The sequence below is a fragment of the Streptomyces sp. NPDC101191 genome (genome assembly GCF_044767915.1).
GTDB lineage: Bacteria > Actinomycetota > Actinomycetes > Streptomycetales > Streptomycetaceae > Streptomyces.
In genome coordinates this window covers 373,514-400,396 of sequence record NZ_JBIWOU010000008.1, presented here as the reverse complement: position 1 = coordinate 400,396, position 26,883 = coordinate 373,514, and the positions used below count along the sequence as shown (strand labels likewise).

Below are 26,883 nucleotides of genomic sequence, written 5' to 3'. Positions count from 1 at the left end.
ACGCCCGGTTACATTCCGAACCCGGAAGCTAAGCCTTTCAGCGCCGATGGTACTGCAGGGGGGACCCTGTGGGAGAGTAGGACGCCGCCGAACAACCCGCCCTTTTAGCTCAGTCGGTAGAGCGTCTCCATGGTAAGGAGAAGGTCAACGGTTCGATTCCGTTAAAGGGCTCAGAGAAAAGGCCCCCGCCATCAGGCGGGGGCCTTTTTGCGTTTGCCGTGCGGACGGTCTGCGGACGGAAGTGCGCACACAGAAGAAGCCGGCCCCCTCGCGGGGGCCGGCTTTCGTCGCTCACTGGTGGTGCGGCTCCGGGATGCGCAGGGCCAGGATCGCCATGTCGTCCGAGGCGGGCTCCTGCGCGAAGCGTTCCACCGCGCGGAGCACCCGGGAGGCGACCGCGCCGGCCGTCAGGCCCGTACAGGTCCTGAGGACCTCGGTGAGGCCGTCGTCGCCCAGCATCCGCGTGCCCTCCCGGCGTTCCGTCACGCCGTCCGTGACGCACAGCAGGACGTCGCCGGGGTCCAGGGTGACCGTCTGCTCGTAGAGCTCCAGATCATCCATGACGCCGAGGAGCGGCTGCGGGTCGGCGGCCGGGCGGACGGTGCCGTCCTGGCTCAGCCGGAGCGGCAGCGGGTGGCCGGCGCAGACGACCTTCAGGACCGCGGAGCCGTCCTCCTGCGGGCGCATCTCGCCGTACAGCAGGGTGAGGAAGCGGCTGCGGGCGCCCTCGTCGAGGATCGCCGCGTTCAGGCGTTCCAGGACGGCGGGACCGCCGAAGCCCTCGCGGGCCAGGAGGCGCAGGGCGTGCCGGGCCAGGCCGGTCACGGCGGCGGCCTCCGGGCCCGTACCGCAGACGTCGCCGATGGCGAAGCCGTACGCGCCGTCGCGAATGGGGAAGAGGTCGTAGAAGTCGCCGCCGACCTCGTTGCCCTCGCCGGCCGCGCGGTAGATGACGTCGACCTCGACGCCGGGGATGTCGGGGAGGCCGGGCGGCAGCAGGCTGCGCTGGAGCGACTGGCTGATGGCCACGCGCTCGGAGTAGAGACGTGCGTTGTCCAGAGCCAGGGCGGCCCGGCGGGAGAGGTCCTCGGCGAGTTCCAGGATCTCCTGGCGGAAGTGGTCGTCGGTGGGCTTGCCGAGGGTGAGCATGCCGATGACGCGGTTGCGGGCGAACAGCGGCAGGACCACGGTCTCGCCGCCGACGGCGGCCGCCGTGGCGAGCGCGCCGTTGATGCCGGAGGACACCGGGCTTCCGGGGCCGCCGAGTTCGCGCATGCTGGCGCTGAGCGCGCCGCGGTGGGCGGCGTCGCCCGGGGCGGTCCAGACGCGGGCGCCGGGGGTGGGCACCGGGTCCGGCGGCGCGATCGAGGAGAGCAGGTCCTTGAGGCCGTCGATGAGGTCCTCGTCCTCGTGCAGGACATAGGAGAGGTACGGGTCGGAGGCCTGGTCGGCGATGGTGTAGACGGCGCACCAGGTGGCCAGGGTGGGAACCGTCATCTGGGCCATGAGGGCCAGGGTCTGGTCGCGGTCGAGGGTGCCGGCCAGCAGGTCGGAGGCCTCGACGAGGAAGCTGAGGGAGCCGCGGCGCAGGCGTTCGAGTTCGCCCAGGCGGGCGGACTCGACGGCCAGGGCGATGCGGTCGGCGGCGAACTGGAGGCGCAGGGCCTCCTCGTTGGAGTAGCGGTTGGCGCTCTCGGCGGCGACGCCGAGGGAGCCGGTGAGACGGCCCTCGACCTTCAGGGGGACCGTCACGACCGAGCGCATGCCGGTGCCTTCGAGGAGCGGTACGGCGCCGGGGACGGCGGCGAGGTCCTCGTGGACGGCGGGCATGCGGGCGGAGCCGTAGCGGCTGGCACCGGTCTCGACGGGGACGCGGGCGAAGCGCTGACGCGCGGAGGGCAGGCCCGTGGTGGCCCGTACCTCCAGTTCGGTCTCGTCGTCGGTGGCGAGGAGGAGGAAGGCGGAGTCGCCGTCGAGCATGTCGCGGGCGCGTTCCACGGTGCGCTGGAGGAGGCCGTCGAGGTCGTCGGGGGCGGGCGAGCCGATGAAGACCTCGAAGGGGTCCGCGGCGGTACGGCTCTCGGACCCGGACTCGGTGGAGGCGGGGCGCTGCGGCGTCTGCAGGACGGCGCGCTCGTACTCGCGGACGAGGAGGCACACCGTGGACGGCTCGCCCTGGGCGTCGCGGACGCGGAGGTGCGAGGCGTAGACGGGGATGACGCGGCCGTCGGCGCAGCGGATGCCGTAGCTGCCCTCCCAGCGGGAGAGGCGCAGGGCCTCGGCGAGGCCGGTGCCGATGCCGGGGGTGTGGGGCCAGGCGGCGAGGTCGCCGAGGGGCTTGCCGGTGACCTGCTCGGAGCCGTAGCCGAAGAGCTCCTCGGCGTCCTCGTTCCAGGCGGTGATGGCGCCGCCGCCGTCGATCTGGACGACGGCGACGCGGACCCGGCTCTCGGCGAGGGGGAGCAGCGCGTCGGGCAGCACGGGTCCCGCGGAGCGGGTGCCCACGGGGCGGTCGGGGAGGTCGAGGTGGAACCAGACGTGTTTGCGGGTGGGGGTGTAGTCGACGCCCCAGCGGGCGGCGAGTGCCGCGCACAGCAGAAGGCCCCGGCCGTTCTCGCGGTCGGGGCTGCCCATGGTGCGGGCGTGCTGGAGGGGAATCTCACGTTCGGGGTAGCGGTCGGCGACCTCGATGCGGACGCCGTCGTCGCGGCGCAGGCACAGGACGTCGGCGGCGGTGCCGGCGTGGATCACGGCGTTGGTGACGAGTTCGCTGGTCAGGACGACCGCGTCGTCGACGACCTCGGCGTATCCCCAGCCCTGGAGGGTGTCCCGGACGAAGGCTCGGGCGGTCGCGACGGACCGCCCGATGGGTTCGAAACTGGCAGCCGCCCGCGCGGTGATCACTGAACTCCTCGTACGCGTTTCGACGCCCGGCTCTGCCATGGTCGGTCTGCCCCTCCCGCTGTCCGGTGCTGCTGCTCGCGCCGTCCCGCCCCCGCCGGGCGGACCGGGGCGGTTGGACAGCCGGATGCCAGGTTACTTACCTTCGCTGTCCCAGCGGATGCCGGTCACGCTGTTTCGGTCCCGCGGACGTGGGGACGTTGTGCGAAGCTGCCGAACTGTTATGGCCTGGTTCGGACACGGTGAAACACTGGGCAGGCTGGTAACGAGGACCGATCGGTACGGTCGACCCCTTCGGGAGGGACACGGTGGAGTCTGGCACGACGACGCGACGCGGTGGCGGTTCGCGGGCGAAGGGCGGCGGCCGTTCCCGGGGCGGGGGCACGGTCCAGGTGGACGCGGCGGCGCTGCAGCGGCTGCTGGCCGCCTTGGCGTCGATGCGGGACGGGAACTTCCGTAAGCGGCTGACGGTCTCGGGCGACGGGATGATGGCGGAGATCGCCGCCGTCTTCAACGAGGTCGCGGACCGGCAGACGCATCTGACCGGAGAGCTGTCGCGGGTACGCCGGGTGGTGGGCCGCGAGGGCAAGCTGTCGGAACGGCTGGAGACCGGCGCCGGCGAGGGGGCCTGGGCGTCCGCGGTCGAGGCCGCGAACGCGCTGGTGGACGAGCTGGCGCGGCCGGTGTCCGAGGTGGGGCGGGTGCTGTCCGCGGTGGCCGAGGGTGACCTCGGGCAGCGCATGGAGCTGCGTTCCGAGGGTACGGACGGGGTGACGCGGCCGCTTCGGGGCGAGTTCCTGAAGGTCGCGCGGACCGTGAACAACCTGGTCGACCAGCTGTCGGTGTTCACCGACGAGGTGACGAGGGTCGCCCTGCAGGTGGGCACGGAGGGCATTCTGGGCGGTCAGGCCCAGGTGCGCGGTATGTCCGGTTCGTGGAAGGACCTCACGGACTCGGTCAACACGATGGCGAACCGGCTGACGGCGCAGGTGCGGGACATCGCGCTGGTCACCACGGCGGTGGCCAATGGTGATCTGTCGCAGAAGGTCACGGCGAACGTGGCCGGCGAGATGCTGGAGCTGAAGAACACCGTCAACCGGATGGTGGACCAGCTGTCCTCGTTCTCCTCCGAGGTGACCCGGGTGGCCCGCGAGGTGGGCACGGAGGGCGAGCTGGGCGGCCAGGCCGAGGTGGCCGGGGTCGCCGGTGTGTGGAAGGACCTCACCGACTCCGTCAACACGATGGCGGGGAATCTCACCAATCAGGTGAGGGGTATCGCCGAGGTCACCACGGCGGTCGCCAACGGCGATCTGTCGCAGAAGGTGCGGGTGTCGGCGCGCGGCGAGATCGCGCAGCTGGCGGACACCATCAACCAGATGACGGAGACGCTGCGGACCTTCGCGGACGAGGTGACCCGCGTCTCGGGCGAGGTCGGCGCGCAGGGTCTGCTGGGCGGTCAGGCGCAGGTGCCGGGTGCCGCGGGTACGTGGAAGGACCTGACGGACTCGGTCAACACCGTCTTCCGCAACATCACCACGCAGGTGCGGGACATCGCGCAGGTGACGACGGCGGTGGCCAACGGCGATCTGTCGCAGAAGGTCACCGTGAACGTGGCCGGCGAGATGCTGGAGCTGAAGAACACCGTCAACACGATGGTGGACCAGCTGTCGGCCTTCGGTTCCGAGGTGACCCGCGTGGCGCGGGAGGTCGGCGTCGAGGGTCTGCTGGGCGGTCAGGCCGAGGTGCCCGGCGCGGCCGGTACGTGGAAGGACCTCACGGACTCGGTGAACACGGCGTTCCGCAACCTGACGGGTCAGGTGCGGGACATCGCGCAGGTGACGACGGCGGTGGCCAACGGCGACCTGTCGCAGAAGGTCACGGTCGACGTGGCCGGCGAGATGCTGGAGCTGAAGAACACCGTCAACACGATGGTGTCGCAGCTGTCCTCGTTCGCCGACCAGGTGACGCGGATGGCCCGCGACGTGGGCACCGAGGGCCGGCTGGGCGGTCAGGCGCGGGTGGACGGCGTCTCCGGGCGGTGGCGGGAGCTCACCGACTCGGTGAACTTCATGGCCGGCAACCTGACCTCGCAGGTGCGGCAGATCGCCCAGGTGACGACGGCGGTGGCCCGTGGTGACCTGTCGCAGAAGATCGACGTGGACGCGCGCGGCGAGATCCTGGAGCTGAAGAACACCATCAACACGATGGTGGACCAGCTGTCGGCGTTCGCCGACCAGGTGACGCGGGTGGCCCGTGAGGTGGGCACCGACGGGCGGCTCGGCGGTCAGGCGCAGGTGCCGGGCGTCGCCGGTGTGTGGCGGGACCTGACGGACTCGGTGAACGGCATGGCCGGGAACCTGACGGCCCAGGTGCGCAACATCGCCCAGGTCGCCACCGCGGTGGCCCGTGGTGACCTGTCGCAGAAGATCGACGTGGACGCGCGCGGCGAGATCCTGGAGCTGAAGAACACCCTCAACACGATGGTGGACCAGCTCTCCAGCTTCGCCGACCAGGTGACGCGGGTGGCCCGTGAGGTGGGCACCGAGGGCATCCTGGGCGGTCAGGCCGAGGTGCAGGGGGTCTCCGGCACCTGGAAGGACCTGACCCAGTCGGTGAACTTCATGGCGAACAACCTGACCTTCCAGGTCCGGAACATCGCCGAGGTCACCACGGCGGTCGCGCGCGGCGACCTGTCGAAGAAGATCACCGTCGACGCCAAGGGCGAGATCCTGGAGCTGGTGACGACCGTCAACACGATGGTCGACCAGCTGTCGAACTTCGCCGACGAGGTGACCCGGGTGGCCCGTGAGGTGGGCACCGAGGGCATCCTCGGCGGTCAGGCCCGGGTGCGCGGCGTGACGGGCATCTGGAAGGACCTGAGCGACAACGTCAACCTGATGGCCAACAACCTGACCAGCCAGGTGCGGAACATCTCCCGGGTGTCCGCGGCCGTCGCCAACGGCGACCTGACGAAGAAGGTCACCGTCGAGGCGCGCGGCGAGGTCGCCGAACTCGCCGACACCGTCAACACGATGGTGACGACCCTGTCCTCGTTCGCCGACGAGGTGACCCGGGTGGCCCGTGAGGTGGGCACCGAGGGCATCCTCGGCGGTCAGGCCCGCGTGCCCGGTGTCTCGGGCACCTGGAAGGACCTGACCGAGTCGGTGAACTCGATGGCCGACAACCTGACCGGTCAGGTGCGTCAGATCGCGGCCGTCACCACCGCCATCGCGAAGGGCGATCTCACCAAGAAGATCGACATCGACGCGCGCGGCGAGATCCAGGAGCTGAAGAGCACCATCAACACGATGGTCGACCAGCTGTCCAACTTCGCCGAGGAGGTCACCCGCGTGGCCCGCGAGGTGGGCACCGACGGGCAGCTGGGCGGTCAGGCGCGGGTGCGGGACGTCGAGGGCACCTGGTGGGACCTGACGGAGTCGGTGAACGAGATGGCCGGGAACCTGACCCGTCAGGTGCGTGCCATCGCGGCCGTCGCCACCGCGGTGACCCGCGGCGACCTCAACGTCAAGATCGACGGTGTGGACGCGGCCGGTGAGATCCAGGCCCTGCAGGACAACATCAACACCATGATCGCGAACCTGCGCGACACCACCCTCGCCAACGACGAGCAGGACTGGCTGAAGGGCAACCTGGCCCGTATCTCCGGTCTGATGCAGGGACGTCGCGACCTCGACGACGTCGCCTCGCTCATCATGAGCGAGCTGACGCCGGTGGTCTCCGCGCAGCACGGTGCCTTCTTCGTGGCGATGCCGACCGGATCCGCCAACAGCGACACCGAGCCGGTGGGTGAGGGCGAGGGCTCGTACGAGCTGCGGATGCGCGGCAGTTACGGCTACTCGGCCGGCTCCATGCCGACCTCGTTCCGGCCGGGCGAGACGCTCATCGGCACGGCCGCCGAGGAGAAGCGGACCATCCAGGTCAACGTGCCGCCGGGCTATCTGAAGATCTCGTCCGGTCTGGGCGAGGCCTCCCCGGCCCATGTGATCGTGCTGCCCGTGCTGTTCGAGGGCCGGGTGCTCGGCGTGATCGAGCTGGCCTCGTTCCAGCCGTTCACGCAGATCCAGCGGGACTTCCTCAACCAGATCGCCGAGCTGATCGCGACCACTGTCAACACCATCAGCGTCAACACCCGTACCGAGGTGCTGCTCCAGCAGTCGCAGGAGCTCACCGAGCAGCTGCGGGAGCGTTCGGCGGAGCTGGAGCACCGGCAGAAGGAGCTGCAGAACTCCAACGCGGAGCTGGAGGACAAGGCCGAGCTGCTGGCCCGTCAGAACCGGGACATCGAGGTGAAGAACACCGAGATCGAGGAGGCCCGGCAGGTCCTGGAGGAGCGTGCCGAACAGCTCGCCGTCTCCATGCGCTACAAGTCCGAGTTCCTGGCCAACATGTCGCACGAGCTGCGCACGCCGCTCAACTCGCTGCTGATCCTGGCCAAGTTGCTCGCCGACAACGCCGATGCCAACCTGACGCCGAAGCAGGTGGAGTTCGCCGAGACGATCCACGGCGCGGGCTCCGACCTGCTGCAGCTGATCAACGACATCCTCGACCTGTCGAAGGTCGAGGCGGGCAAGATGGACGTCTCGCCCACCCGGATCGCGCTCGTGCAGCTCGTGGACTACGTGGAGGCGACCTTCCGGCCGCTCACCGCGGAGAAGGGCCTCGACTTCTCCGTGCGGGTCTCGCCCGAGCTGCCCGCCACGCTGCACACGGACGAGCAGCGGCTGCTGCAGGTGCTGCGCAACCTGCTGTCCAACGCGGTGAAGTTCACCGACACCGGCGCCGTGGAGCTGGTGATCCGGCCGGCCGGCGCGGACGTGCCGCAGTCGATCCGGGAGCAGCTCCTGGAGGCCGGGTCGCTGCGCGATCCGGAGGCCGACCTGATCGCCTTCTCGGTCACCGACACCGGTATCGGCATCGCCGCCGGCAAGATGCGGGTGATCTTCGAGGCGTTCAAGCAGGCGGACGGCACGACCAGCCGCAAGTACGGCGGTACGGGTCTTGGCCTGTCGATCAGCCGGGAGATCGCGCGGCTGCTCGGCGGCGAGATCTACGCGGCCAGCGAGCCGGGCCGCGGCTCGACGTTCACGCTGTACCTGCCGCTGAGCCCGGTCGAGCCGGTGCACCCCGGCCAGGGGCAGGACCAGCAGGACCCGGAGGACCGGATCGGCTACGAGCTGGAGTCCGCCGGGGGGCTGGTGCACTTCGCACCCGCACCGGTGCACACCGAGGCCCGCTCCGGGGCCGGTGCGCTGTTCCGGCACCGCCGCAAGAGCGCGGAGCAGCGGGCGCAGCTGCCCGGGCAGCCCGGGAAGGACGAGACGGCGGCCGACGAGGAGCGGCCGGAGCCGCATCAGCGGCCGACCTTCTCGTTCGCGGGGGAGAAGGTGCTGATCGTCGACGACGACATCCGCAACGTCTTCGCGCTCACCAGCGTCCTGGAGCAGCACGGCCTCGCGGTGCTCTACGCGGAGAACGGCCGCGAGGGGATCGAGGTCCTGGAGCAGCACGACGACGTGGCGGTGGTGCTGATGGACATCATGATGCCGGAGATGGACGGATACGCGACGACGACCGCGATCCGGCGCATGCCGCAGTTCGCGGGGCTGCCGATCGTCGCGCTGACCGCCAAGGCGATGAAGGGCGACCGGGAGAAGGCCATCGAGTCCGGGGCCTCGGACTACGTGACCAAGCCGGTCGACCCCGATCACCTGCTGACGGTGATGGAGCAGTGGATGCGGGGGGAGGGGCGCTGACGGCGCCGGCGGGGTCCCCGGAACTCCCGGGATCCCGCCGCCGACGGACCGTCGCCACACGGGTGTGAGAAGCCGCCGGACGGGGAACCTTCTGGTCTCCCACCGCGTTCGACGTACGGGCACGGACCTGCGTGCTCCGTGACAATGCGGTGACAGGGTGTGGCGACGGGCGGGGTGCGGCTACGATGACCGGCACAAGGACGGACGGCGCATGGGAGTCGTCTTCTGGGGCGGCGCCCGGTGCTTCCCCCGGCTCGCAGAGCCGGAGCGAACCTGTGCCGGGACGAGGAGGACGGGGCATGGTGCAGAAGGCCAAGATCCTCCTGGTCGATGACCGGCCGGAGAATCTGCTGGCGCTGGAGGCCATTCTCTCCGCGCTCGATCAGACGCTGGTGCGGGCATCGTCCGGGGAGGAAGCGCTCAAGGCGCTGTTGACCGACGACTTCGCGGTCATCCTGCTGGATGTCCAGATGCCGGGGATGGACGGATTCGAGACGGCCGCGCACATCAAGCGGCGCGAGCGGACCCGGGACATCCCGATCATCTTCCTGACCGCCATCAACCACGGCCCCCACCACACCTTCCGGGGGTACGCGGCGGGTGCGGTCGACTACATCTCCAAGCCCTTCGACCCGTGGGTGCTGCGCGCGAAGGTCTCCGTCTTCGTCGAGCTGTACATGAAGAACTGCCAGCTCCGCGAGCAGGCGGCGCTGCTCCGGCTCCAGCTGGAGGGCGGCGGCGCGAACGGGCAGAGCAAGGAGTCCGCCGGCCTGCTGGCCGAGCTCTCCGCCCGCCTCGCCGCGGTCGAGGAGCAGGCCGAGGCGCTGTCCAAGCAGCTGGACGACGACTCCGCCGACGCGGCGGCGGTCGCCACCGCGGCGCACCTGGAGCGCAAGCTCACCGGCCTGAGGCGGGCCCTGGACGCCCTGGAGCCGGGTACGGGCGGCGCGCCGAGCCTGCCCGCGCAGAGCTGACGGGCGGTCACGGCGCCGGCGCCCGCGGTGAGCGGGCGTCAGTTCCGCGCCATGGCAAGAGCGACACGAACGGGTGAGCGTGTTTCCCGGACGGCCCCACCGGTAACCTCAGCATCATGGCCTCACGTACGTCCGGCAAGGGTTCCCAGGGCACGGCGGGCACCGCGAAGCCGCGCGCCGGCCGTACGACCGGCACCGCGAAGAAGGCGGCGCCCGCCAAGTCCCCCGCCAAGCCTCCCGTGAAGAAGGCGCCGGCCAAGAAGGCCGCGCCCGCCAAGCGCGCGCCCGCGCGCAGGACCGCGGCGAAGAAGCCCGCGCCCCGCCCGGCGCCGTCCCCCACCGGGGGCGTGTACCGGCTCGTTCGCGGGCTCTGGCTCGGGCTGGCGCACGGTGTGGGCGCGATGTTCCGGGGGATAGGGCGGGGAGCCAAGGGACTCGACCCGGCGCACCGCAAGGACGGGCTCGCGCTGCTGCTGCTCGGCGTCGCGCTGGTCGTCGCGGCCGGGACCTGGTCCAATCTGCGCGGACCCGTCGGCGACCTGGTGGAGATGCTGGTCACCGGCGCCTTCGGCCGCCTCGACCTGCTCGTACCGCTGCTGGTCGGCGCGATCGGCGTCCGGCTGATCCTCTATCCGGAGAAGCCGGAGGCGAACGGCCGGATCGTCATCGGTCTGTCCGCGCTCGTGATCGGCGTGCTGGGGCAGGTCCACATCGCGTGCGGCTCGCCCGGCCGGGGCGACGGCACCGACGCCATGCAGGACGCCGGCGGGCTCATCGGCTGGGCCGCCTCGAAGCCGCTGGTCTTCATGACGGGCGAGGTGCTCGCCGTACCGCTGCTGGTGCTGCTCACGATCTTCGGCCTGCTCGTCGTCACCGCCACGCCGGTCAACGCCATCCCCCAGCGGCTCCGCGCCCTCGGCGCCCGTCTCGGCATCATCGAGCCGGAGTACGAGCCCGAGGAGGACGACGCCTACGGCGACGACTGGCGCGAGGTCCGCGAGGACGCGCCCCGGGCCGCCCGTCCCGCACGCCGGCGTGCCCCCGGCTCCGGTGCGGACCTCGACGCGGACCGGGCCGAGGCCGCCGCCCTGGAGCGGCGCGGCCGCCGCCGCACCCCTTCACCGTCGGCCTTCGACACCTCCGGCCTCGATCCGGTGGACGTGGCCGCCGCGGCCGCCGCCGCGCTGGACGGCGCCGTCCTCAACGGCATGCCGCCCTCGCCGCTGGTCGCCGACCTGACCCGGGACCTGACCGCCGACCGGGCCGCCGCCGTGGCCCGCTCCGCGGCCGACGCCGCCCCGGCCGCCCCGGACACCGCGAAGGGCCCGTCCGCCCCGGTGCCCACCGCGCGGGGCGCGGCCAAGGACCGATCGGCGGGCGGCGGCGTCCCCGACCTGACGAAGCCGGCGCCCGAGCCGACCGACCTGCCGCCGCGGGCCGAGCAGCTCCAGCTCTCCGGCGACATCACGTACGCGCTGCCCTCCATGGACCTCCTGGAGCGCGGCGGCCCGGGCAAGACCCGCAGCGCCGCCAACGACGCCATCGTCGAGTCGCTCACCAACGTCTTCGCCGAGTTCAAGGTCGACGCGGCCGTCACCGGCTTCACCCGCGGCCCGACGGTCACCCGCTACGAGGTCGAGCTCGGTCCGGCCGTCAAGGTCGAGAAGATCACCGCGCTCACCAAGAACATCGCGTACGCCGTGGCCAGCCCCGACGTGCGGATCATCTCGCCGATCCCCGGCAAGTCCGCGGTCGGCATCGAGATCCCGAACACCGACCGCGAGATGGTCAACCTCGGCGACGTGCTGCGGCTGGCCGAGGCGGCGGAGGACGACCACCCGATGCTGGTCGCGCTCGGCAAGGACGTCGAGGGCGGCTACGTGATGGCCAACCTGGCGAAGATGCCGCACATCCTGGTGGCCGGTGCCACCGGCTCCGGCAAGTCGTCCTGCATCAACTGCCTCATCACCTCGGTGATGATAAGAGCGACCCCGGAGGACGTCCGGATGGTCCTCGTCGACCCCAAGCGGGTCGAACTCACCGCCTACGAGGGCATCCCGCACCTGATCACGCCGATCATCACCAACCCCAAGCGGGCCGCAGAGGCCCTGCAGTGGGTCGTGCGCGAGATGGACCTGCGCTACGACGACCTGGCCGCCTTCGGCTTCCGGCACATCGACGACTTCAACCAGGCCATCCGGGACGGCAAGGTGCAGCTGCCGCCGGGCAGCGAGCGCGAGCTCAAGACCTACCCCTACCTCCTGGTGATCGTCGACGAGCTCGCCGACCTGATGATGGTCGCGCCCCGGGACGTCGAGGACGCGATCGTGCGCATCACCCAGCTGGCCCGCGCGGCCGGCATCCACCTGGTGCTCGCCACCCAGCGGCCCTCGGTGGACGTCGTCACCGGTCTGATCAAGGCGAACGTGCCCTCCCGACTCGCCTTCGCCACCTCCTCGCTCGCCGACAGCCGCGTCATCCTCGACCAGCCCGGCGCCGAGAAGCTGATCGGCAAGGGCGACGGCCTGTTCCTGCCGATGGGTGCCAACAAGCCGACGCGTATGCAGGGCGCCTTCGTCACCGAGCACGAGGTCGCCACCGTCGTCCAGCACTGCAAGGACCAGATGGCGCCCGTCTTCCGGGACGACGTCACGGTCGGCACCAAGCAGAAGAAGGAGATCGACGAGGAGATCGGCGACGACCTGGACCTGCTGTGCCAGGCCGCCGAGCTGGTCGTCTCGACCCAGTTCGGCTCCACCTCGATGCTCCAGCGCAAGCTGCGGGTGGGCTTCGCGAAGGCCGGCCGGCTCATGGACCTGATGGAGTCGCGCAACATCGTGGGGCCGAGCGAGGGTTCCAAGGCCCGGGACGTGCTGGTCAAGCCGGACGAGCTGGACGCCGTGCTCGACGTGATCCGGGGCGGGGGCCCCGGCGCCTGAGCGGGGGCGCGCAGGCGCGGCCGTAACGAGACCGGGTCGAGACTCACTCGTAAGGGAACGAGGGCAACCGTTTCCCCTGGGCGTACGTCAAGTTGGAGGGAGGGACAGGACCCTGTCCCAGCCTCATGGCGTACAAACGACGCCCGCCCGGTTGCCCCACCCTTTCGTACCACCCATAGACTGAACATCCAGCAGGTGGCTACACGCTCGAAAGGCGCTCTCGTGTCCATCGGCAACTCCCCCGAATCCCCCGAGGACGACCGGAACTTCCCGGCAGATGACCGGGATTCGATCGGTCGTGCCCTCCAGCAGGCCCGTGTCGCCGCCGGTCTCACCGTCGAAGAGGTCAGCGCCTCCACCCGTGTGCGCGTCCCGATCGTGCACGCGATCGAGGAGGACGACTTCTCGCGCTGTGGCGGCGACGTCTACGCCCGCGGGCACATCCGTACGCTCGCGCGCGCCGTGGGGCTCGATCCGGCCTCCCTGATCGAGCAGTACGACGCCGAGCACGGCGGCCGCCCGGCACCCACGCCGGCCGCCCCGCTGTTCGAGGCGGAACGCATCCGCCCCGAGCCCCGCCGTCCCAACTGGACCGCCGCCATGGTCGCGGCGATCGTGGCCGTCGTCGGCTTCGTCGGCTTCACGATGTTCAACGGGAACGACGTGCGCGGCAACGGCGCGGTCGCGGAGGGCCCGGCCCCGGCCTCCAAGACCACCGCCCCCGCCAAGCCCAAGCCGGCCAAGCCGGCCGACCCCAAGCCCGTGCCCTCCGAGAGCGCCATCGCGGCGGTCCCGCAGGACAAGGTCACCGTGAAGCTCACCGCCACCGACGACAAGAGCTGGATCTCGGCCAAGGCCCACGACGGCAAGCTGCTCTTCGACGGCCTGCTGAACGCGGGCGAGTCCAAGACCTTCCAGGACGACGAGCGGATCGATCTCATCCTCGGCAACGCCGGACCGATCGAGCTCTACGTCAACGGCAAGAAGATCGAGGACTCCTTCGAGTCCGGCCAGGTCGAGCGCCTGTCGTACACCAAGGGCGACCCGCAGGCCGGCTGAGCCCGCCCCGTGTGTGACCTCCGTCGCGCAGGTGAACCCTGCGCGACGGAGGTACGGCCGGGACAAAGTAGTCTTGAGCCCATGCCCGAACGCCGTACCGTCGCCCTTGTCACTCTCGGCTGCGCCCGTAACGAGGTGGACTCGGAGGAGCTCGCAGGCCGCTTGGCAGCGGACGGCTGGGAGCTCGTCGAGAACGCCGAGGACGCAGACGTCGCCGTCGTCAACACCTGTGGCTTCGTCGAAGCCGCCAAGAAGGACTCCGTCGACGCCCTCCTCGAAGCCAATGATCTGAAGGACCACGGCCGCACCCAGGCCGTCGTCGCCGTCGGCTGCATGGCCGAGCGCTACGGCAAGGAGCTCGCCGACGCGCTGCCCGAGGCCGACGGTGTGCTCGGCTTCGACGACTACGCCGACATCTCCGGCCGCCTCCAGACCATCCTGAGCGGCGGCAACGTCGAGGCGCACGCCCCGCGCGACCGGCGCAAGCTCCTCCCGCTGTCCCCGGTGGAGCGCCAGCAGGCCGCGGCCTCGGTGGCCCTGCCCGGTCACGGGGACGGCGCCGGGACGGCCGCCGAGGCCCCCGAGAACGTGCCGGCCGACCTGCCCGAGGGTCTGGCCCCCGCCTCCGGCCCGCGCGCGCCCCTGCGCCGCCGCCTGGACACCAGCCCCGTGGCCTCCGTGAAGCTGGCCTCCGGCTGCGACCGGCGCTGCTCCTTCTGCGCCATCCCGTCCTTCCGCGGCTCCTTCGTCTCGCGCCGTCCCTCGGACGTGCTGAACGAGACCCGGTGGCTCGCCGAGCAGGGGGTGAAGGAGATCATGCTGGTCTCCGAGAACAACACCTCGTACGGCAAGGACCTGGGCGACATCCGCCTCCTGGAGAGCCTGCTGCCCGACCTCGCGGCCGTCGACGGCATCGAGCGGGTCCGGGTCAGCTACCTGCAGCCCGCCGAGATGCGCCCCGGCCTGATCGACGTGCTGACCTCGACCGACAAGGTCGTCCCGTACTTCGACCTGTCCTTCCAGCACAGCGCCCCGGACGTGCTGCGGGCCATGCGCCGCTTCGGCGACACCGACCGCTTCCTGGAGCTGCTGGAGACCATCCGCACCAAGGCCCCGACGGCCGGTGCCCGCTCCAACTTCATCGTCGGCTTCCCCGGCGAGACCGACGCGGACTTCGCCGAGCTGGAACGCTTCGTCACCCACGCCCGCCTCGACGCCATCGGCGTCTTCGGCTACTCGGACGAGGACGGCACCGAGGCCGCCACGTACGAGCACAAGCTCCCGCAGGACGTGGTGGACGAGCGCCTCGCCCACCTGTCCCGGCTCGCCGAGGAGCTCACCGCCCAGCGCGCGGAGGAGCGGATCGGCGAGACCCTGGAAGTACTGGTCGAGTCCTTCGACGAGGACGAGGACGGCTGGATCGGCCGGGCCGCCCACCAGGCGCCCGAGACCGACGGCCAGGTGATCGTCCCGGCGGACTCCGCCGAGGGCCTCGGCCTGGCCCCGGGCCGTATGGTCAGCGCCAAGGTCGTCGACACCGAGGGCGTCGACCTCGTGGCCGAGTGTCTTTTCGAGGAGGCGGGCAGATGACCGGAGTCCCGGCATCCGCGACGGGCGGGACCGGTAGGCCGGCGCCTCGCGGCAAGCTGGGCACTGCGGCCGTCAATCAGGCCAGCCTGTGGAACATCGCGAACATCCTCACCATGATCCGGCTCGTGCTCGTGCCCGGCTTCGTGGTGCTGCTGCTCCAGGACGGCGGGCACGACCCGGCCTGGCGCGCCTGGGCGTGGGCGGCCTTCGCCGTCGCCATGATCACGGACGTCTTCGACGGGCACCTGGCGCGGGCGTACAACCTGGTCACCGACTTCGGGAAGATCGCCGACCCGATCGCCGACAAGGCGATCATGGCGGCCGGTCTGATCAGCCTGTCCGCTCTCGGCGACCTGCCGTGGTGGGTGACGGGGGTGATCCTCGCCCGTGAGCTCGGGATCACCCTGATGCGCTTCTGGGTGATCCGGCACGGGGTCATTCCGGCCAGTCGCGGCGGGAAGATGAAGACGCTCGCGCAGGGCACGGCGGTGGGCATGTACGTGCTGATGCTCACCGGTCCACTCGCCACGTTGCGCTTCTGGGTGATGGCGGTGGCCGTCGTGCTGACGGTCGTCACCGGTCTGGACTATGTGCGACAGGCGGTCGTCCTGAGGCGCAAGGGGCTCGCGGCGGAGCGCGCGGCCGCGGACGGGACGGACCGCGCGGAGGCGGACGGACGATGAGCGAGGCCGCCCGGGTGCTGGAGCTGCTCGCGGAGCGTGGTCACACGCTGGCGGTGGCGGAGTCCCTCACGGGCGGTCTGGTGGCCGCGGAGCTGACCGGGGTGCCGGGAGCCTCGAAGACCTTCCGCGGCTCCGTCACGGCCTACGCCACGCCCCTCAAGGAGCAACTGCTCGGGGTGGACGGCACCCTGCTGGCCGAGCGCGGCGCGGTCGACCCGGAGGTCGCGCTGCAGATGGCGGCGGGGGTTCGGGGGCGCCTCGGGGCCGACTGGGGCGTCGCGACGACCGGCGTCGCGGGGCCCGAGCCGCAGGACGGCCGGCCGGTGGGGACCGTGTACGTGGCCGTCTCCGGGCCCGCGGGGGACGGTGCCGGGGCCGGGAAGGTGGCCGCGTTGAGGTTGAACGGCGATCGAGCGGAAATCCGTAGAGAGAGTGTACGGAGCGTGCTCGAATTGCTGTGTGAACTGCTCGGCGACGAACACTCGGAAAATGCGCGGGCACAGGATACGGAACAGAACGGGGGAGATTGATGTTTGCAGCCATGAGTGAACACGACATCGCTCCCCGCACGGCCGCGGCGCGAGGCGGTACGGTGGGGCGTGAAGGATGCGGCTACGCGGTCCGAGGAGGGAGCCACCGATGATTCTGCTCCGTCGCCTGCTGGGTGACGTGCTGCGTCGGCAGCGCCAGCGCCAGGGCCGTACTCTGCGCGAAGTCTCCTCGTCCGCCCGAGTCTCACTCGGCTATCTCTCCGAGGTGGAGCGGGGGCAGAAGGAGGCTTCCTCCGAGCTGCTCTCCGCGATCTGCGACGCGCTGGACGTACGGATGTCCGAGCTCATGCGTGAAGTGAGCGACGAGCTGTCGCTGGCCGAACTGGCCGAGTCGGCAGCGGCGAGCGAACCGGTGTCGGCGCCGGTGCGACCGATGCTGAATTCGGTGTCGGTGACGTCGGTGGGCGGTGTGCCCACCGAGCGGGTGACCATCAAGGCGCCCGCGGAAGCGGTGGACGTCGTCGCCGCCTGAGAACGATCTGGGGTGAAGCCCCGGTCGACGCCCTCACAAGGGGCGCCGACCGGGGCTTTTCTCTTGCTCACCGAGGCCGCCACGTCGGTCGGTACAGGGCTCGGTCCCGGCTTCGGGCGGGTCCGTTTGAGATGCCGGATTCGGGCGAGACGTGCATGGTGGGGGGAACAAACGACTGTTTGGAGATCTCGCATGTCCGTGGTGAAGAGCACGCTGTCCGAGGCCGACCTCAAGACGGTCGGGGGCGCCCTGCAGGGGGCGCTGGTCGATCTGGTCGATCTCGCCCTGGTGGCCAAGCAGGTGCACTGGAACGTGGTCGGTCCCCGTTTCCGCTCGGTCCACCTCCAGCTCGACGAAGTCGTCACCACCGCCCGCACCCACTCCGACACCGTGGCCGAACGCGCCTCCGCACTCGGGGTGAACCCGGACGGCCGCGCGTCGACGGTGTCGTCCGGGAGCGCGATCGGTCCGGTCCCCGAGGGCTGGATCAAGGACGAGGAGGCCGTACGGATCCTCGTGGACGCGCTCGGCGCGGTCGTGGCACGGATGCGTGAGCGCATCGACGTGACGGCTGACCCTGATCCGGTGAGTCAGGACATCCTGATCGGGCTCACGGCCGACCTCGAGAAGCACTCCTGGATGTACCAGGCGGAGAGTGCCTGATGACGGCGGAGCGCCGGGCGATGGCGGAGCTGACGGCGATACCCATGGGGTGCGCCCGGTCTGCCCCTTGTGCGCCCTCCCGCCGGGTGATCCTGCCCCACTAGCCTCGACCGGAGGAGGCGGCCATGGTAGGGCGACGGGGTCCGCTGGTGACGCTCATGCTGGTCGCGGTCGGACTGGTGGCCGGCGGGCTCTGGTGGTGGGCGGTGCTGCGCCTGCTGCTGGTGCCCGGCGAGTCGGGGCCGGTCGAGGGGGCGGTGGCTGCGGGCGGCTGGGGGCTGAGCCTGTTGCCGGTGCACGTGGCCGCCTCTTCGGCACGCCCCGGCGGCCCGTCGCGGCGCATCGCCGACCTGGTCACCAGGGCATGGCCACGCCGCCGTTGGGGCGGAGGATCTGGCCCGTCGTGAACGACGAGGCGTCGCAGGCGAGATGGAGCACCGCGTGGGCGATGTCCGCCGGCTCCCCGACGCGGCCGAGCGGGGAGACGCGGACCATCGCGGCCTCGGCCTGCTGCTGCGCGGCGGGTTCGTGGCGGTCCGTCATGGGGGTGCGGATCCAGCCCGGGGCGACCGCGTTGACCCGGATGCCGTGTCGGCCGACCTCTGCGGCCAGGGTCTTGGTGAGCTGCACGACGGCGGCCTTGGCGACGCTGTAGCAGAGCAGGCCCGGGCTTGCGGTGTCCATCGCGCCCGAGGCCATGGTGACGACCGAGCCCGGCACGCCGGCGTCGATCATCGAGCGGGCGGCCTCCTGGCAGGCGTGGAGCACGCCCTTGAAGTTCACCGCGAGGACCCGGTCGAGATCCTCGTCGCGCGTCTCCAGCACCGTGCTCGTGTGCATGATCCCCGCTATGGCCGCCATCACGTGGAGCGGCCCGGCGGCGCGGACGGCGGCGGCGAGGGCTGCGCGGTCGGTGACGTCGAGGGGATGGGCGTGGGCGGCGCCGCCCCGGGCGGAGATCAGGCTCACGGTCTCCTTGAGGCCGGACTCGTCGCGGTCCGCGCAGTGCACGCTCGCCCCGGCCTCGGCGAGGAGGGCGGCGGTCGCGCGGCCGATGCCGCTCGCGGCGCCGGTGACGAAGGCGGTGCGGCCGGTGAGGTCGTACGCGGTGAGGGCCATGTCCGGACCGTACGACCGAATCTGACGGCCCGTCAATTCCCCTGCCGGGGACTTACCCGCCGCTCCCTGCTCCCGCCGCGGGCCCTTCCTGGCAGGCGGGACACCAGTACGTCACGCGGTCGCCGAGCTCGGCCTTGCGGATGGCGGCGCCGCAGCGCGGACAGGGCCGGCCCTCGCGGCCGTAGACGTAGAGGAGCTCGCCGCGCCTCGTGGTGGTCGTGCGGCGGTGGGGGCGCTCCTTGTTCGCCTCCAGGAGCCGGTGCGCGGTGGCCACCAGCCGCTCCGGGACGCCCTCGGCGAGCTCGCCGACCGGCAGCCAGGGGGTGACGGCGGCCAGAAAGGCCAGCTCGGACTTGTAGACGTTGCCGATCCCCGCGAGGTTGCGCTGGTCGAGCAGCGCCTCGCCGAGGGTCCGCGAGGGATCGGCCGCCAGGCGGCGCACGGCCTCCGCCGGGTCCCAGTCGGGACCCAGCAGATCGGGGCCGAGATGCCCGACCGCCTGGGACTCCTCCGCCGTGCGGATCAGCTCCAGGACCGGGAGGCGGTAGCCGTACGCCGTGAACTCGGCGTTCCCGAGGATCGCCCGGATCTGGTGGGCGGGGCCGCCGTGCGGGCGCTCGCCGGTGGCGTACACCCGCCAGGCCCCGTCCATCCGCAGGTGGGAGTGGAGCGTGAGCCCGCCCTCGATCCTGGTCAGGAGGTGCTTGCCGCGGGGGGTGACGTCCAGGACCCGGCGCCCGGTCAGATCGGCGGTCGCGAAGCGGGGGACCCGGAGGTCGGAGCGCGTGAGCACCCGCCCGGCGAGCGCCTCGTCGAGCCGGTGGGCCACGTACCAGACGGTGTCTCCTTCGGGCATGAGGCCATCATGCCCGCGCGTACGCCGCCGGGACATGCGCGCGGGCGGCGGGGCGTGCGCGCTCGCGACCGGCGCGATCGGCGCCGGCCGGCACGGGGCGTGCGCGCGGGCGGCTCAGGGGCCCGCAGGGCCCTGGGGCGCCCTCCGGTGCCAAAGGTGCTTCCTGCGCCCCGCGCGGCTCGCGGGCCTCCATGTTTCAGGCGCGGAGGCGGAGGCCGCGGGGGGTGGCGTGGAAACCGGCCCGTTCCAGAGAAGGGGCGAAGGGCGAGGTCAGGGCGGTCGCGCCGTTGATCCGCTCGACCGTGACCGTGCCGAGCGAACCCGCCGCCGCCGCTGCCGCCAGCGCCTCGGCCGCCGCCCGCAGAGCCGGGGAGTCCGGTTCGGCGGGCCAGGAGAGCAGCGTCTTGCCGCCGCGCTCCATGTAGAGCGTCAGCTCGCCGTCCACCAGGACGACCAACGCGCCCGCCTTGCGCCCCGGCTTGTGGCCCGCGCCCGCCGGGGGCTCCGGCCATGACAGGGCCGCCCCGTACGCGTTCGCCGGGTCGGCCGCCGCCAGGACGACCGCGCGCGGGCCCGCCCCCTCCTCGACGCCGCGGTCCCGGGCGTTCGCGGCGGCCCGGAGCCGGTCCACGGCTCCGTCCATGGCGAACTGGGCGGCGCCCAGTCCCTCCACCACATAGCCGCGGCGAGCCTGGCCGCTGTCCTCGAAGGCCGACAGGATCCGGTACGTCGCCGAGAAGCCGCCCTCCACGCCCTCGGCGGCCACCGCGCCCCGGGTGACCACCCCGTGCCGGTCGAGGAGGGTCCGGGCCAGGGCGTGCGCCCGGTGGGTCGGCTCCGGCTCCTGCGGGGGCAGCAGCGACCAGCGGCCGCTCACCGTGGGCGGGCCGGTGCGGGAGGCCGGGCGGGCGGCGGCGCTCAGCGTCCCGTACCGGCCGCGTGGGACCGTACGCCGGGCGCGGTGCGCCGTGGAGCCCGCCGTACGGCCCGAGCCGAGCAGGGAGCGCAGCGGGGCCAGCGTGTCGTTGGTGAGCCGGCCCGACCAGGCCAGGTCCCACAGGGCGTCGGCGAGCTGCGGATCGGTCGCGTCCGGGTGGGTGGTGGCCCGCACCTGGTCGGCGATCTGGCGGAAGAACAGTCCGTAGCCGCCGGAGAGCGTCGTCAGGACGGACTCGTGCAGGCCGGTGAGCTCCAGCGGGTGCGGCGGCGGCAGGAGCAGCGGCGCCGCGTCGGCCAGATAGAGCGAGACCCAGCCGTCCTTGCCGGGCAGCGCGCCGGCGCCCGCCCAGACCACCTCGCCGGTCGTCGTCAGCTCGTCGAGCAGCGCCGGCGAGTAGTCCCGCACCCGGGACGGCAGAATCAGCTTCTCCAGGGCCGAGGCCGGCACCGGCGCGCCCTGCAACTGCTCGATCGCGCGGGCCAGGCCGTCGATGCCGCGCAGACTGTTGCTCCCCAGGTGCTGCCACTGGGGCAGGAACGTGGCGAGCGCGGCCGGGGGCACCGGCTCCAGCTCGTGCCGCAGGGCAGCCAGGGAACGGCGGCGCAGCCGGCGCAGGACGGCGGCGTCGCACCACTCCTGGCCGATCCCGGACGGATGGAACTCGCCCTGGACCACCCGGCCGGCGGCGGCGAGTCGCTGGAGGGCGCCGTCCGTGACCGCCGGGCCCAGCCCGAAGCGGGCGGCGGCCTGCGAGGACGTGAACGGGCCGTGCGTGCGGGCATGGCGCGCGAGGAGGTCGCCCAGGGGATCCTTCACCGGCTCCGTGAACGCCTCCGGCACGCCCACGGGCAGCGCCGTGCCCAGCGCGTCCCGCAGCCGGCCGGCGTCCTCGATCGCCGCCCAGTGCTCCGCCCCCGCGATCCGCACCCGGATCGCCCGCCGGGCCCGGGACAGCTCCAGGACCCAGTCCGGCTCGGCACCCCGCTCGGCCAGCTCCGCGTCGGTCAGCGGGCCGAGCACGCGCAGCAGGTCGGCGACGCCCTCCCCGTCCTTGACGCGCCGGTCCTCGGTCAGCCACTGGAGCTCCCGCTCCAGCTCGGCCAGCACGTCCGCGTCGAGCAGCTCCCGCAGCTCCGCCTGGCCGAGGAGCTCCGCGAGTAGCCGGGAGTCCAGGGAGAGCGCCGCCGCCCGGCGCTCGGCGAGCGGCGAGTCCCCTTCGTAGAGGAACTGGGCGACGTAGCCGAAGAGCAGGGAGCGGGCGAAGGGCGACGGCTCCGGGGTGGTGACCTCCACCAGGCGCACCCGGCGGGACTCGACGTCCCCCATCAGCTCCCGCAGACCGGGGACGTCGAAGACGTCCTGGAGGCACTCGCGGACCGCCTCCAGGACGATCGGGAAGGAGCCGAACTCGCTCGCCACCTGGAGGAGCTGCGCCGCGCGCTGCCGCTGCTGCCACAGCGGGGTGCGCTTGCCCGGATTGCGCTTGGGCAGCAGCAGGGCGCGTGCCGCGCACTCCCGGAACCGGGAGGCGAACAGCGCGGAGCCGCCGACCTGGTCGGTGACGATCTGCTCGATCTCGCCCTTGTCGAAGGCGACGTCGGCCGCGCCGACGGGCGCCTGCTCGCTGTCGAAGGTGGTGTCGGACAGGCGTCCCGGGTCCACCGGCTCGCTGTCGAGCAGGTCGAGACCCATCAGGTCCGCGTCCGGCAGGCGCAGCACGATGCCGTCGTCGGCGTGCATGACCTGGGCGTCCATCCCGTACCGCTCGGCCAGCCGGGCGCCGAGCGCCAGCGCCCACGGGGCGTGCACCTGCGCCCCGAACGGGGAGTGGATGACGACCCGCCAGTCGCCGAGCTCGTCGCGGAAGCGCTCCACCAGGATCGTCCGGTCGTCCGGCACATGACCGCAGGCCTCGCGCTGCTCGGCGAGGTAGGCGATCACGTTGTCCGCCGCCCAGGCGTCCAGCCCGGCGGCGAGGAGCCGGAGCCGGGCGTCGTCGGGCGCCAGGGCCCCGACCTCGCGCAGGAACGCGCCCACCGCGCGGCCCAGTTCGAGCGGGCGGCCCAGCTGGTCGCCCTTCCAGAAGGGCAGCCGCCCCGGCACACCCGGCGCCGGCGAGACCAGGACCCGGTCGCGGGTGATGTCCTCGATGCGCCAGGTGGTCGTGCCCAGTGTGAAGACGTCGCCGACCCGCGACTCGTACACCATCTCCTCGTCGAGCTCGCCGACCCGGCCGCCGCCCTTCTTGGGGTCGGCGCCCGCCAGGAACACCCCGAAGAGCCCCCGGTCGGGGATCGTGCCGCCCGAGGTGACCGCGAGCCGCTGCGCGCCCGGCCGGCCGGTGACCGTGCCCGCGACCCGGTCCCACACCACGCGCGGGCGCAGCTCGGCGAAGGCGTCCGAGGGATAGCGCCCGGCCAGCATGTCCAGGACGGCGGTGAAGGCCGAATCGGGCAGCGCCGCGAACGGGGCCGCCCGGCGGACCGTCGCCAGCAGGTCGTCCACCTGCCAGCTGTCCAGGGCGACCATCGCCACCAGCTGCTGGGCGAGCACGTCCAGCGGATTCGCCGGGACCCGCAGGGACTCGATGGAGCCGCTGCGCATCCGCTCGGTCACCACCGCCGACTGCACCAGGTCACCCCGGTACTTCGGGAAGACGACACCCGTCGAGACCGCCCCCACCTGGTGCCCCGCGCGGCCCACGCGCTGGAGTCCGGAGGCGACCGAGGGCGGCGACTCGACCTGGACGACCAGGTCCACGGCACCCATGTCGATGCCCAGCTCCAGGCTGGACGTGGCCACCACGGCGGGCAGCCGGCCCGCCTTCAGGTCCTCCTCGACCTGGGCGCGCTGCTCCTTGGAGACCGACCCGTGGTGCGCGCGGGCGAGCAGCGCCGGCGCGCCCTTCGCCGCGCCCGACTGGGCCATGATCTCGGCCGGCGGCGCCCCTTCGGGCACGGCCTCGCCGGTGGCGCGCTCGTACGCGATCTCGTTCAGCCGGTTGCACAGGCGCTCGGCCAGACGGCGCGAGTTGGCGAAGACGATCGTCGAGCGGTGCGCCTGCACCAGGTCCGTGATCCGCTCCTCCACCTGCGGCCAGATGGAGGGGCGCTCGCCGCCCTCGGCGGCCTCGGAGGCGGGGGAGCCTCCCAGCTCGCCCATGTCCTCCACGGGCACGACCACGGAGAGGTCGAACTCCTTGCCGGACGGCGGCTGGACGATCTCCACCTTGCGCTGCGGCGACAGATAGCGCGCCACCTCCTCCACCGGCCGCACCGTCGCCGACAGGCCGATCCGGCGGGCGGGGCGGGGCAGCAGCTCGTCGAGCCGCTCCAGGGAGAGGGCCAGATGCGCGCCGCGCTTGGTGCCGGCGACCGCGTGCACCTCGTCCAGGATGACCGTCTCCACGCCCGCGAGGGCATCGCGCGTGGCCGACGTCAGCATCAGGAACAGCGATTCGGGGGTGGTGATCAGGATGTCCGGCGGCCGGGTCGCGAGCGCCCGCCGCTCGGCGGGCGGGGTGTCGCCGGACCGGATGCCCACCTTCACGTCCGGCTCGGGCAGGCCGAGCCGGACCGACTCCTGCCGGATGCCGGTCAGCGGGGAGCGCAGATTGCGCTCGACATCGACGGCGAGCGCCTTCAGCGGTGACACGTACAGCACCCTGCAGCGCTTCTTCGCGTCCGCGGGCGGGGGAGTGGCCGCGAGCCGGTCGAGGGAGGCGAGGAAGGCGGCGAGCGTCTTGCCGGAACCGGTCGGGGCGACCACGAGCACGTCCGCGCCCGCCCCGATGGCCTGCCAGGCGCCCTCCTGCGCCGCGGTGGGCGCGGTGAAGGCACCCGTGAACCAGCCGCGGGTCGCGGGCGAGAACGAGTCGAGTGCGGACGTGACCATGCCCTCCATCGTGCACCCCGCCACTGACAACCGCCCGGACCTGGGGAAACCGGCTCGTGGCGGTCGGCGGGGGTGGCGCAGAATGGGGGAATGGCGCGTGGTGACCGGAGGCAGGGAAGCGGGTCCAGCGAGGGCACGCCGACGGGCCCCGCGCACCCGGCGGCCCCTGCTGCCCCCACCGCCCCCGCTTCCCTCTCGGGGTCCGGCGCGCGGCCGCGCGGGCATGCCGTCGCCGCGGGCGACCGCAGCGGTGCGCCCGCGCAGGGCGGGGGAGCGACCCGCGGCGAGCGGGCCCGGTACTGGCAGCCGGCCGGGCTCCCCGGGGTGGACCTGCTGCACGCGCACTACGTCCGGAAGTCCTTCTCCCGGCACACCCACGAGAGCTTCGTCTTCGCCGCCATCACCGAGGGCGTCGAGGCCTTCCACTACGGCAGCGACCTCGTGCACGCGGGCCCCGGACAGATCGCGCTGGTGAACCCCGACACCCCGCACACCGGGCATGCCGGGGTGCCCGAGGGCTGGACCTACCGCACGATCTACCCCGACGCCGAGCTCATCCGGTCCATCGCGGCCGAGACCATCGCGCTGCGCGGCGGCGTCGGGTTCACCGACCCCGTCGTCGACGACCCGTACGCGGCGCAGCTGGTCATCGGCGTGCACCGGGCCGCCGAGGAGGGCAACGCGCTCGCGGCCGACAGCCTGCTGCGGCTCGTCACCGCCCGGATGCTGCGCAGTCACGGCGGCCGGGTCACGCCGCTGGCGCCGCTCGCCGCCGGGGCGCGGGACGCGGCACGCGCGCGTGCCGTCCTGCAGGAGCGGATGGCCGACCCGCCGACCCTGGAGCAGCTCGCCACGGAGCTCGGCACCAGCCCCTTCGCGCTGCTACGGGCCTTCCGGGCCGCCTACGGGATGCCGCCGCACACCTGGCTGACCGACGCCCGGGTCCGCCGGGCCAGGCGCCTCCTGGACGCGGGAACGCCGCCGGCGGACGCGGCCGTCGCCGTCGGCTTCACGGACCAGCCCCATCTCAACCGGCACTTCACCCGGAGCGTGGGCGTGCCTCCGGGCGCGTACCAGCGGGCGCGGGGCGCCCGGTAGCGGATCCACCGGCAGGCGTCCCGAAACGTGCGCGGAGGCGGGCCTCCGGCGACCGTCACCGGGGCCGGGCTCCTGTCCGCGGGACCCGGCGTCCGCTCGTGCCGGGCTTCTGTTCGCGGTTAAGCCCGGCTCGTGGTCCCCGGGGCCCGGCTCGTGCGTCCGCTCGTGCCCGGCGTCCGCCGGCGGGGCGCGGCGGCCCCTTCGCGGGGCCGGGCGTCCGGCGGCGGGCCTCCGAGGGCGTCCGGCGACGGCCGCAAGAACGTACAAGACCCGGCCCGGCCCCGCCCCGTACCGTCGCTGACGTGGCAGAACAGACAGCACCTCCCGTCATACGCGGCGACGGGACCGCCCCCAAGAGCGACGCGGCCGTCGTGCGCGACGCCCTGGGGGTCGGCGTCGCCGTGGGTCTCTCCGGCTTCGCCTTCGGCGTGACCTCTGCCGGGGCCGGCCTCAGCCTGCTCCAGACCTGCGCGCTCAGCCTGCTGGTGTTCACCGGCGCCTCGCAGTTCGCGCTCGTCGGCGCCCTCGCGGCGGGCGGGAACCCGTTCACCGCGGCCGCCGGGGCGTTCTTCCTGGGCACCCGCAACGCCTTCTACGGGCTGCGGCTCTCGCAGCTGCTCGCCCTGCGCCGCTCCGTCCGGCCGTTCGCCGCGCAGTGGGTCATCGACGAGACCACGGCCGTCGCGCTCGCCCAGCCGGACCGCAGGGCCGCCCGCCTCGGCTTCACCGTCACCGGTCTCACGCTGTACGTGCTGTGGAACCTCACCACACTGCTGGGCGCCCTCGGTGCCGAGGCCATCGGCGACACCGCCGCCTGGGGCCTGGACGCGGCCGGCCCCGCCGTCTTCCTCGCCCTGCTCGCGCCCATGCTGAAGTCCGCCACCGAGCGGGCCACCGCCGCCCTCGCCGTCCTGCTCGGCCTGGGCCTGCTGCCCGTGCTGCCGGCCGGCGTCCCCGTGCTGGCCGCCGCGCTCGCCGCACCCGCCGTGCTCTGGTTCCGGGGCCGTCGGGCCGGCGGCCGCTCCAAGGAGGACGCCCGATGAACGTCTGGATCGCCATCGCGCTGACCGCCGGCGGCTGCTACCTGGTCAAGCTGCTCGGCCTGCTCGTCCCGGCCCACACCCTGGAGCGTCCCCTGGTGCAGCGCCTCGCCGCCCTGCTGCCTGTCGCGCTGCTGGCCGCGCTCACCGCCCAGCAGACCTTCAGCGCCGAGGGCGCCCTGACCGTGGACGCCCGCGCCGCCGGGGTCGCCGCCGCGGCCGTGGCCCTCTTCCTGCGAGCCCCGTTCCTGGTGGTCGTCGGGGCGGCCGTCCTCGTCACGGCCGGCGTCCGGGCGCTGGGCGGCTGACCCCCGCGGCCGCCACGACGGC

Annotated in this window: 17 protein-coding genes, 1 tRNA gene and 1 rRNA gene; 15 read left to right on the top strand and 4 right to left on the bottom strand. The window is 72.7% G+C overall.

Going from position 1 to position 26,883, the window contains the following annotated elements; genetic code table 11:
• Both rrf and ACIRQF_RS30035 read left to right on the top strand, forming a co-directional pair.
• Nucleotides 1-93 (top strand): 5S ribosomal RNA (rrf, locus tag ACIRQF_RS30040); the annotation flags it as partial.
• 5 nt (nt 94-98) lie between these two features.
• Nucleotides 99-171: transfer RNA gene (locus ACIRQF_RS30035), tRNA-Thr, on the top strand.
• 120 nt (nt 172-291) lie between these two features.
• Here the strand turns inward: ACIRQF_RS30035 and ACIRQF_RS30030 are convergent.
• Complete coding sequence (locus ACIRQF_RS30030) at nt 292-2,943, bottom strand: SpoIIE family protein phosphatase (RefSeq protein WP_404096651.1); 2,652 nt, start codon at nt 2,941-2,943, stop codon at nt 292-294.
• A 395-nt stretch (nt 2,944-3,338) separates the two neighbouring features.
• Between ACIRQF_RS30030 and ACIRQF_RS30025 the strand changes: the two genes are divergently transcribed.
• The 10 genes from ACIRQF_RS30025 to ACIRQF_RS29980 all read left to right on the top strand — a co-directional run bounded on the left by ACIRQF_RS30025 (nt 3,339) and on the right by ACIRQF_RS29980 (nt 18,013).
• Nucleotides 3,339-8,675 (top strand): HAMP domain-containing protein, encoded by a 5,337-nt coding sequence (locus ACIRQF_RS30025; RefSeq protein ID WP_376629170.1) that lies wholly within the window; start codon nt 3,339-3,341, stop codon nt 8,673-8,675.
• 299 nt (nt 8,676-8,974) lie between these two features.
• Complete coding sequence (locus ACIRQF_RS30020; RefSeq protein WP_389758274.1) at nt 8,975-9,649, top strand: two-component system response regulator; 675 nt, start codon at nt 8,975-8,977, stop codon at nt 9,647-9,649.
• A gap of 116 nt (nt 9,650-9,765) precedes the next feature.
• Nucleotides 9,766-12,588: a DNA translocase FtsK gene (locus ACIRQF_RS30015; protein WP_404096648.1), complete on the top strand. Its 2,823-nt coding sequence runs from the start codon at nt 9,766-9,768 to the stop codon at nt 12,586-12,588.
• 222 nt (nt 12,589-12,810) lie between these two features.
• Entirely contained in the window at nt 12,811-13,647 is an 837-nt protein-coding gene (locus ACIRQF_RS30010; protein WP_376628485.1) for a helix-turn-helix domain-containing protein, read from the top strand.
• 81 nt (nt 13,648-13,728) lie between these two features.
• On the top strand, nt 13,729-15,237 hold the full coding sequence (gene rimO, locus ACIRQF_RS30005; protein WP_376628487.1) for a 30S ribosomal protein S12 methylthiotransferase RimO: 1,509 nt from the start codon (nt 13,729-13,731) through the stop codon (nt 15,235-15,237).
• Complete coding sequence (pgsA, locus tag ACIRQF_RS30000) at nt 15,234-15,920, top strand: CDP-diacylglycerol--glycerol-3-phosphate 3-phosphatidyltransferase (protein WP_376628489.1); 687 nt, start codon at nt 15,234-15,236, stop codon at nt 15,918-15,920. Before rimO ends, pgsA begins: the two co-directional genes overlap by 4 nt.
• Complete coding sequence (locus tag ACIRQF_RS29995) at nt 15,917-16,450, top strand: CinA family protein (protein ID WP_376628491.1); 534 nt, start codon at nt 15,917-15,919, stop codon at nt 16,448-16,450. Before pgsA ends, ACIRQF_RS29995 begins: the two co-directional genes overlap by 4 nt.
• Before the next feature lie 109 nt (nt 16,451-16,559).
• Complete coding sequence (locus ACIRQF_RS29990; protein ID WP_376628493.1) at nt 16,560-16,943, top strand: helix-turn-helix domain-containing protein; 384 nt, start codon at nt 16,560-16,562, stop codon at nt 16,941-16,943.
• Nucleotides 16,944-17,135: 192 nt separating this feature from the next.
• Complete coding sequence (locus tag ACIRQF_RS29985; protein ID WP_376628494.1) at nt 17,136-17,606, top strand: Dps family protein; 471 nt, start codon at nt 17,136-17,138, stop codon at nt 17,604-17,606.
• A 125-nt stretch (nt 17,607-17,731) separates the two neighbouring features.
• A complete protein-coding gene (locus tag ACIRQF_RS29980; protein ID WP_376628496.1) occupies nt 17,732-18,013 on the top strand; it encodes a hypothetical protein in 282 nt (93 codons plus the stop codon).
• Here ACIRQF_RS29980 and ACIRQF_RS29975 read toward each other — a convergent pair.
• The 3 genes from ACIRQF_RS29975 to ACIRQF_RS29965 all read right to left on the bottom strand — a co-directional run bounded on the left by ACIRQF_RS29975 (nt 17,961) and on the right by ACIRQF_RS29965 (nt 24,415).
• On the bottom strand, nt 17,961-18,725 hold the full coding sequence (locus ACIRQF_RS29975; RefSeq protein ID WP_382484873.1) for an SDR family NAD(P)-dependent oxidoreductase: 765 nt from the start codon (nt 18,723-18,725) through the stop codon (nt 17,961-17,963). The two genes, ACIRQF_RS29980 and ACIRQF_RS29975, sit on opposite strands and share 53 nt — an antisense overlap.
• A gap of 52 nt (nt 18,726-18,777) precedes the next feature.
• On the bottom strand, nt 18,778-19,581 hold the full coding sequence (locus ACIRQF_RS29970) for an Fpg/Nei family DNA glycosylase (RefSeq protein WP_404096641.1): 804 nt from the start codon (nt 19,579-19,581) through the stop codon (nt 18,778-18,780).
• Nucleotides 19,582-19,777: 196 nt separating this feature from the next.
• Complete coding sequence (locus tag ACIRQF_RS29965; RefSeq protein WP_404096638.1) at nt 19,778-24,415, bottom strand: ATP-dependent helicase; 4,638 nt, start codon at nt 24,413-24,415, stop codon at nt 19,778-19,780.
• A 324-nt stretch (nt 24,416-24,739) separates the two neighbouring features.
• Between ACIRQF_RS29965 and ACIRQF_RS29960 the strand changes: the two genes are divergently transcribed.
• The 3 genes from ACIRQF_RS29960 to ACIRQF_RS29950 all read left to right on the top strand — a co-directional run bounded on the left by ACIRQF_RS29960 (nt 24,740) and on the right by ACIRQF_RS29950 (nt 26,861).
• Nucleotides 24,740-25,513: an AraC family transcriptional regulator gene (locus ACIRQF_RS29960; protein WP_404096675.1), complete on the top strand. Its 774-nt coding sequence runs from the start codon at nt 24,740-24,742 to the stop codon at nt 25,511-25,513.
• A 302-nt stretch (nt 25,514-25,815) separates the two neighbouring features.
• Nucleotides 25,816-26,556: an AzlC family ABC transporter permease gene (locus ACIRQF_RS29955; protein WP_376628505.1), complete on the top strand. Its 741-nt coding sequence runs from the start codon at nt 25,816-25,818 to the stop codon at nt 26,554-26,556.
• Nucleotides 26,553-26,861 carry an AzlD domain-containing protein gene (locus ACIRQF_RS29950; protein WP_376628506.1) on the top strand — a complete coding sequence of 103 codons (309 nt, stop codon included), beginning with the start codon at nt 26,553-26,555 and terminating at the stop codon, nt 26,859-26,861. Before ACIRQF_RS29955 ends, ACIRQF_RS29950 begins: the two co-directional genes overlap by 4 nt.
• Nucleotides 26,862-26,883: the final 22 nt, after the last annotated feature.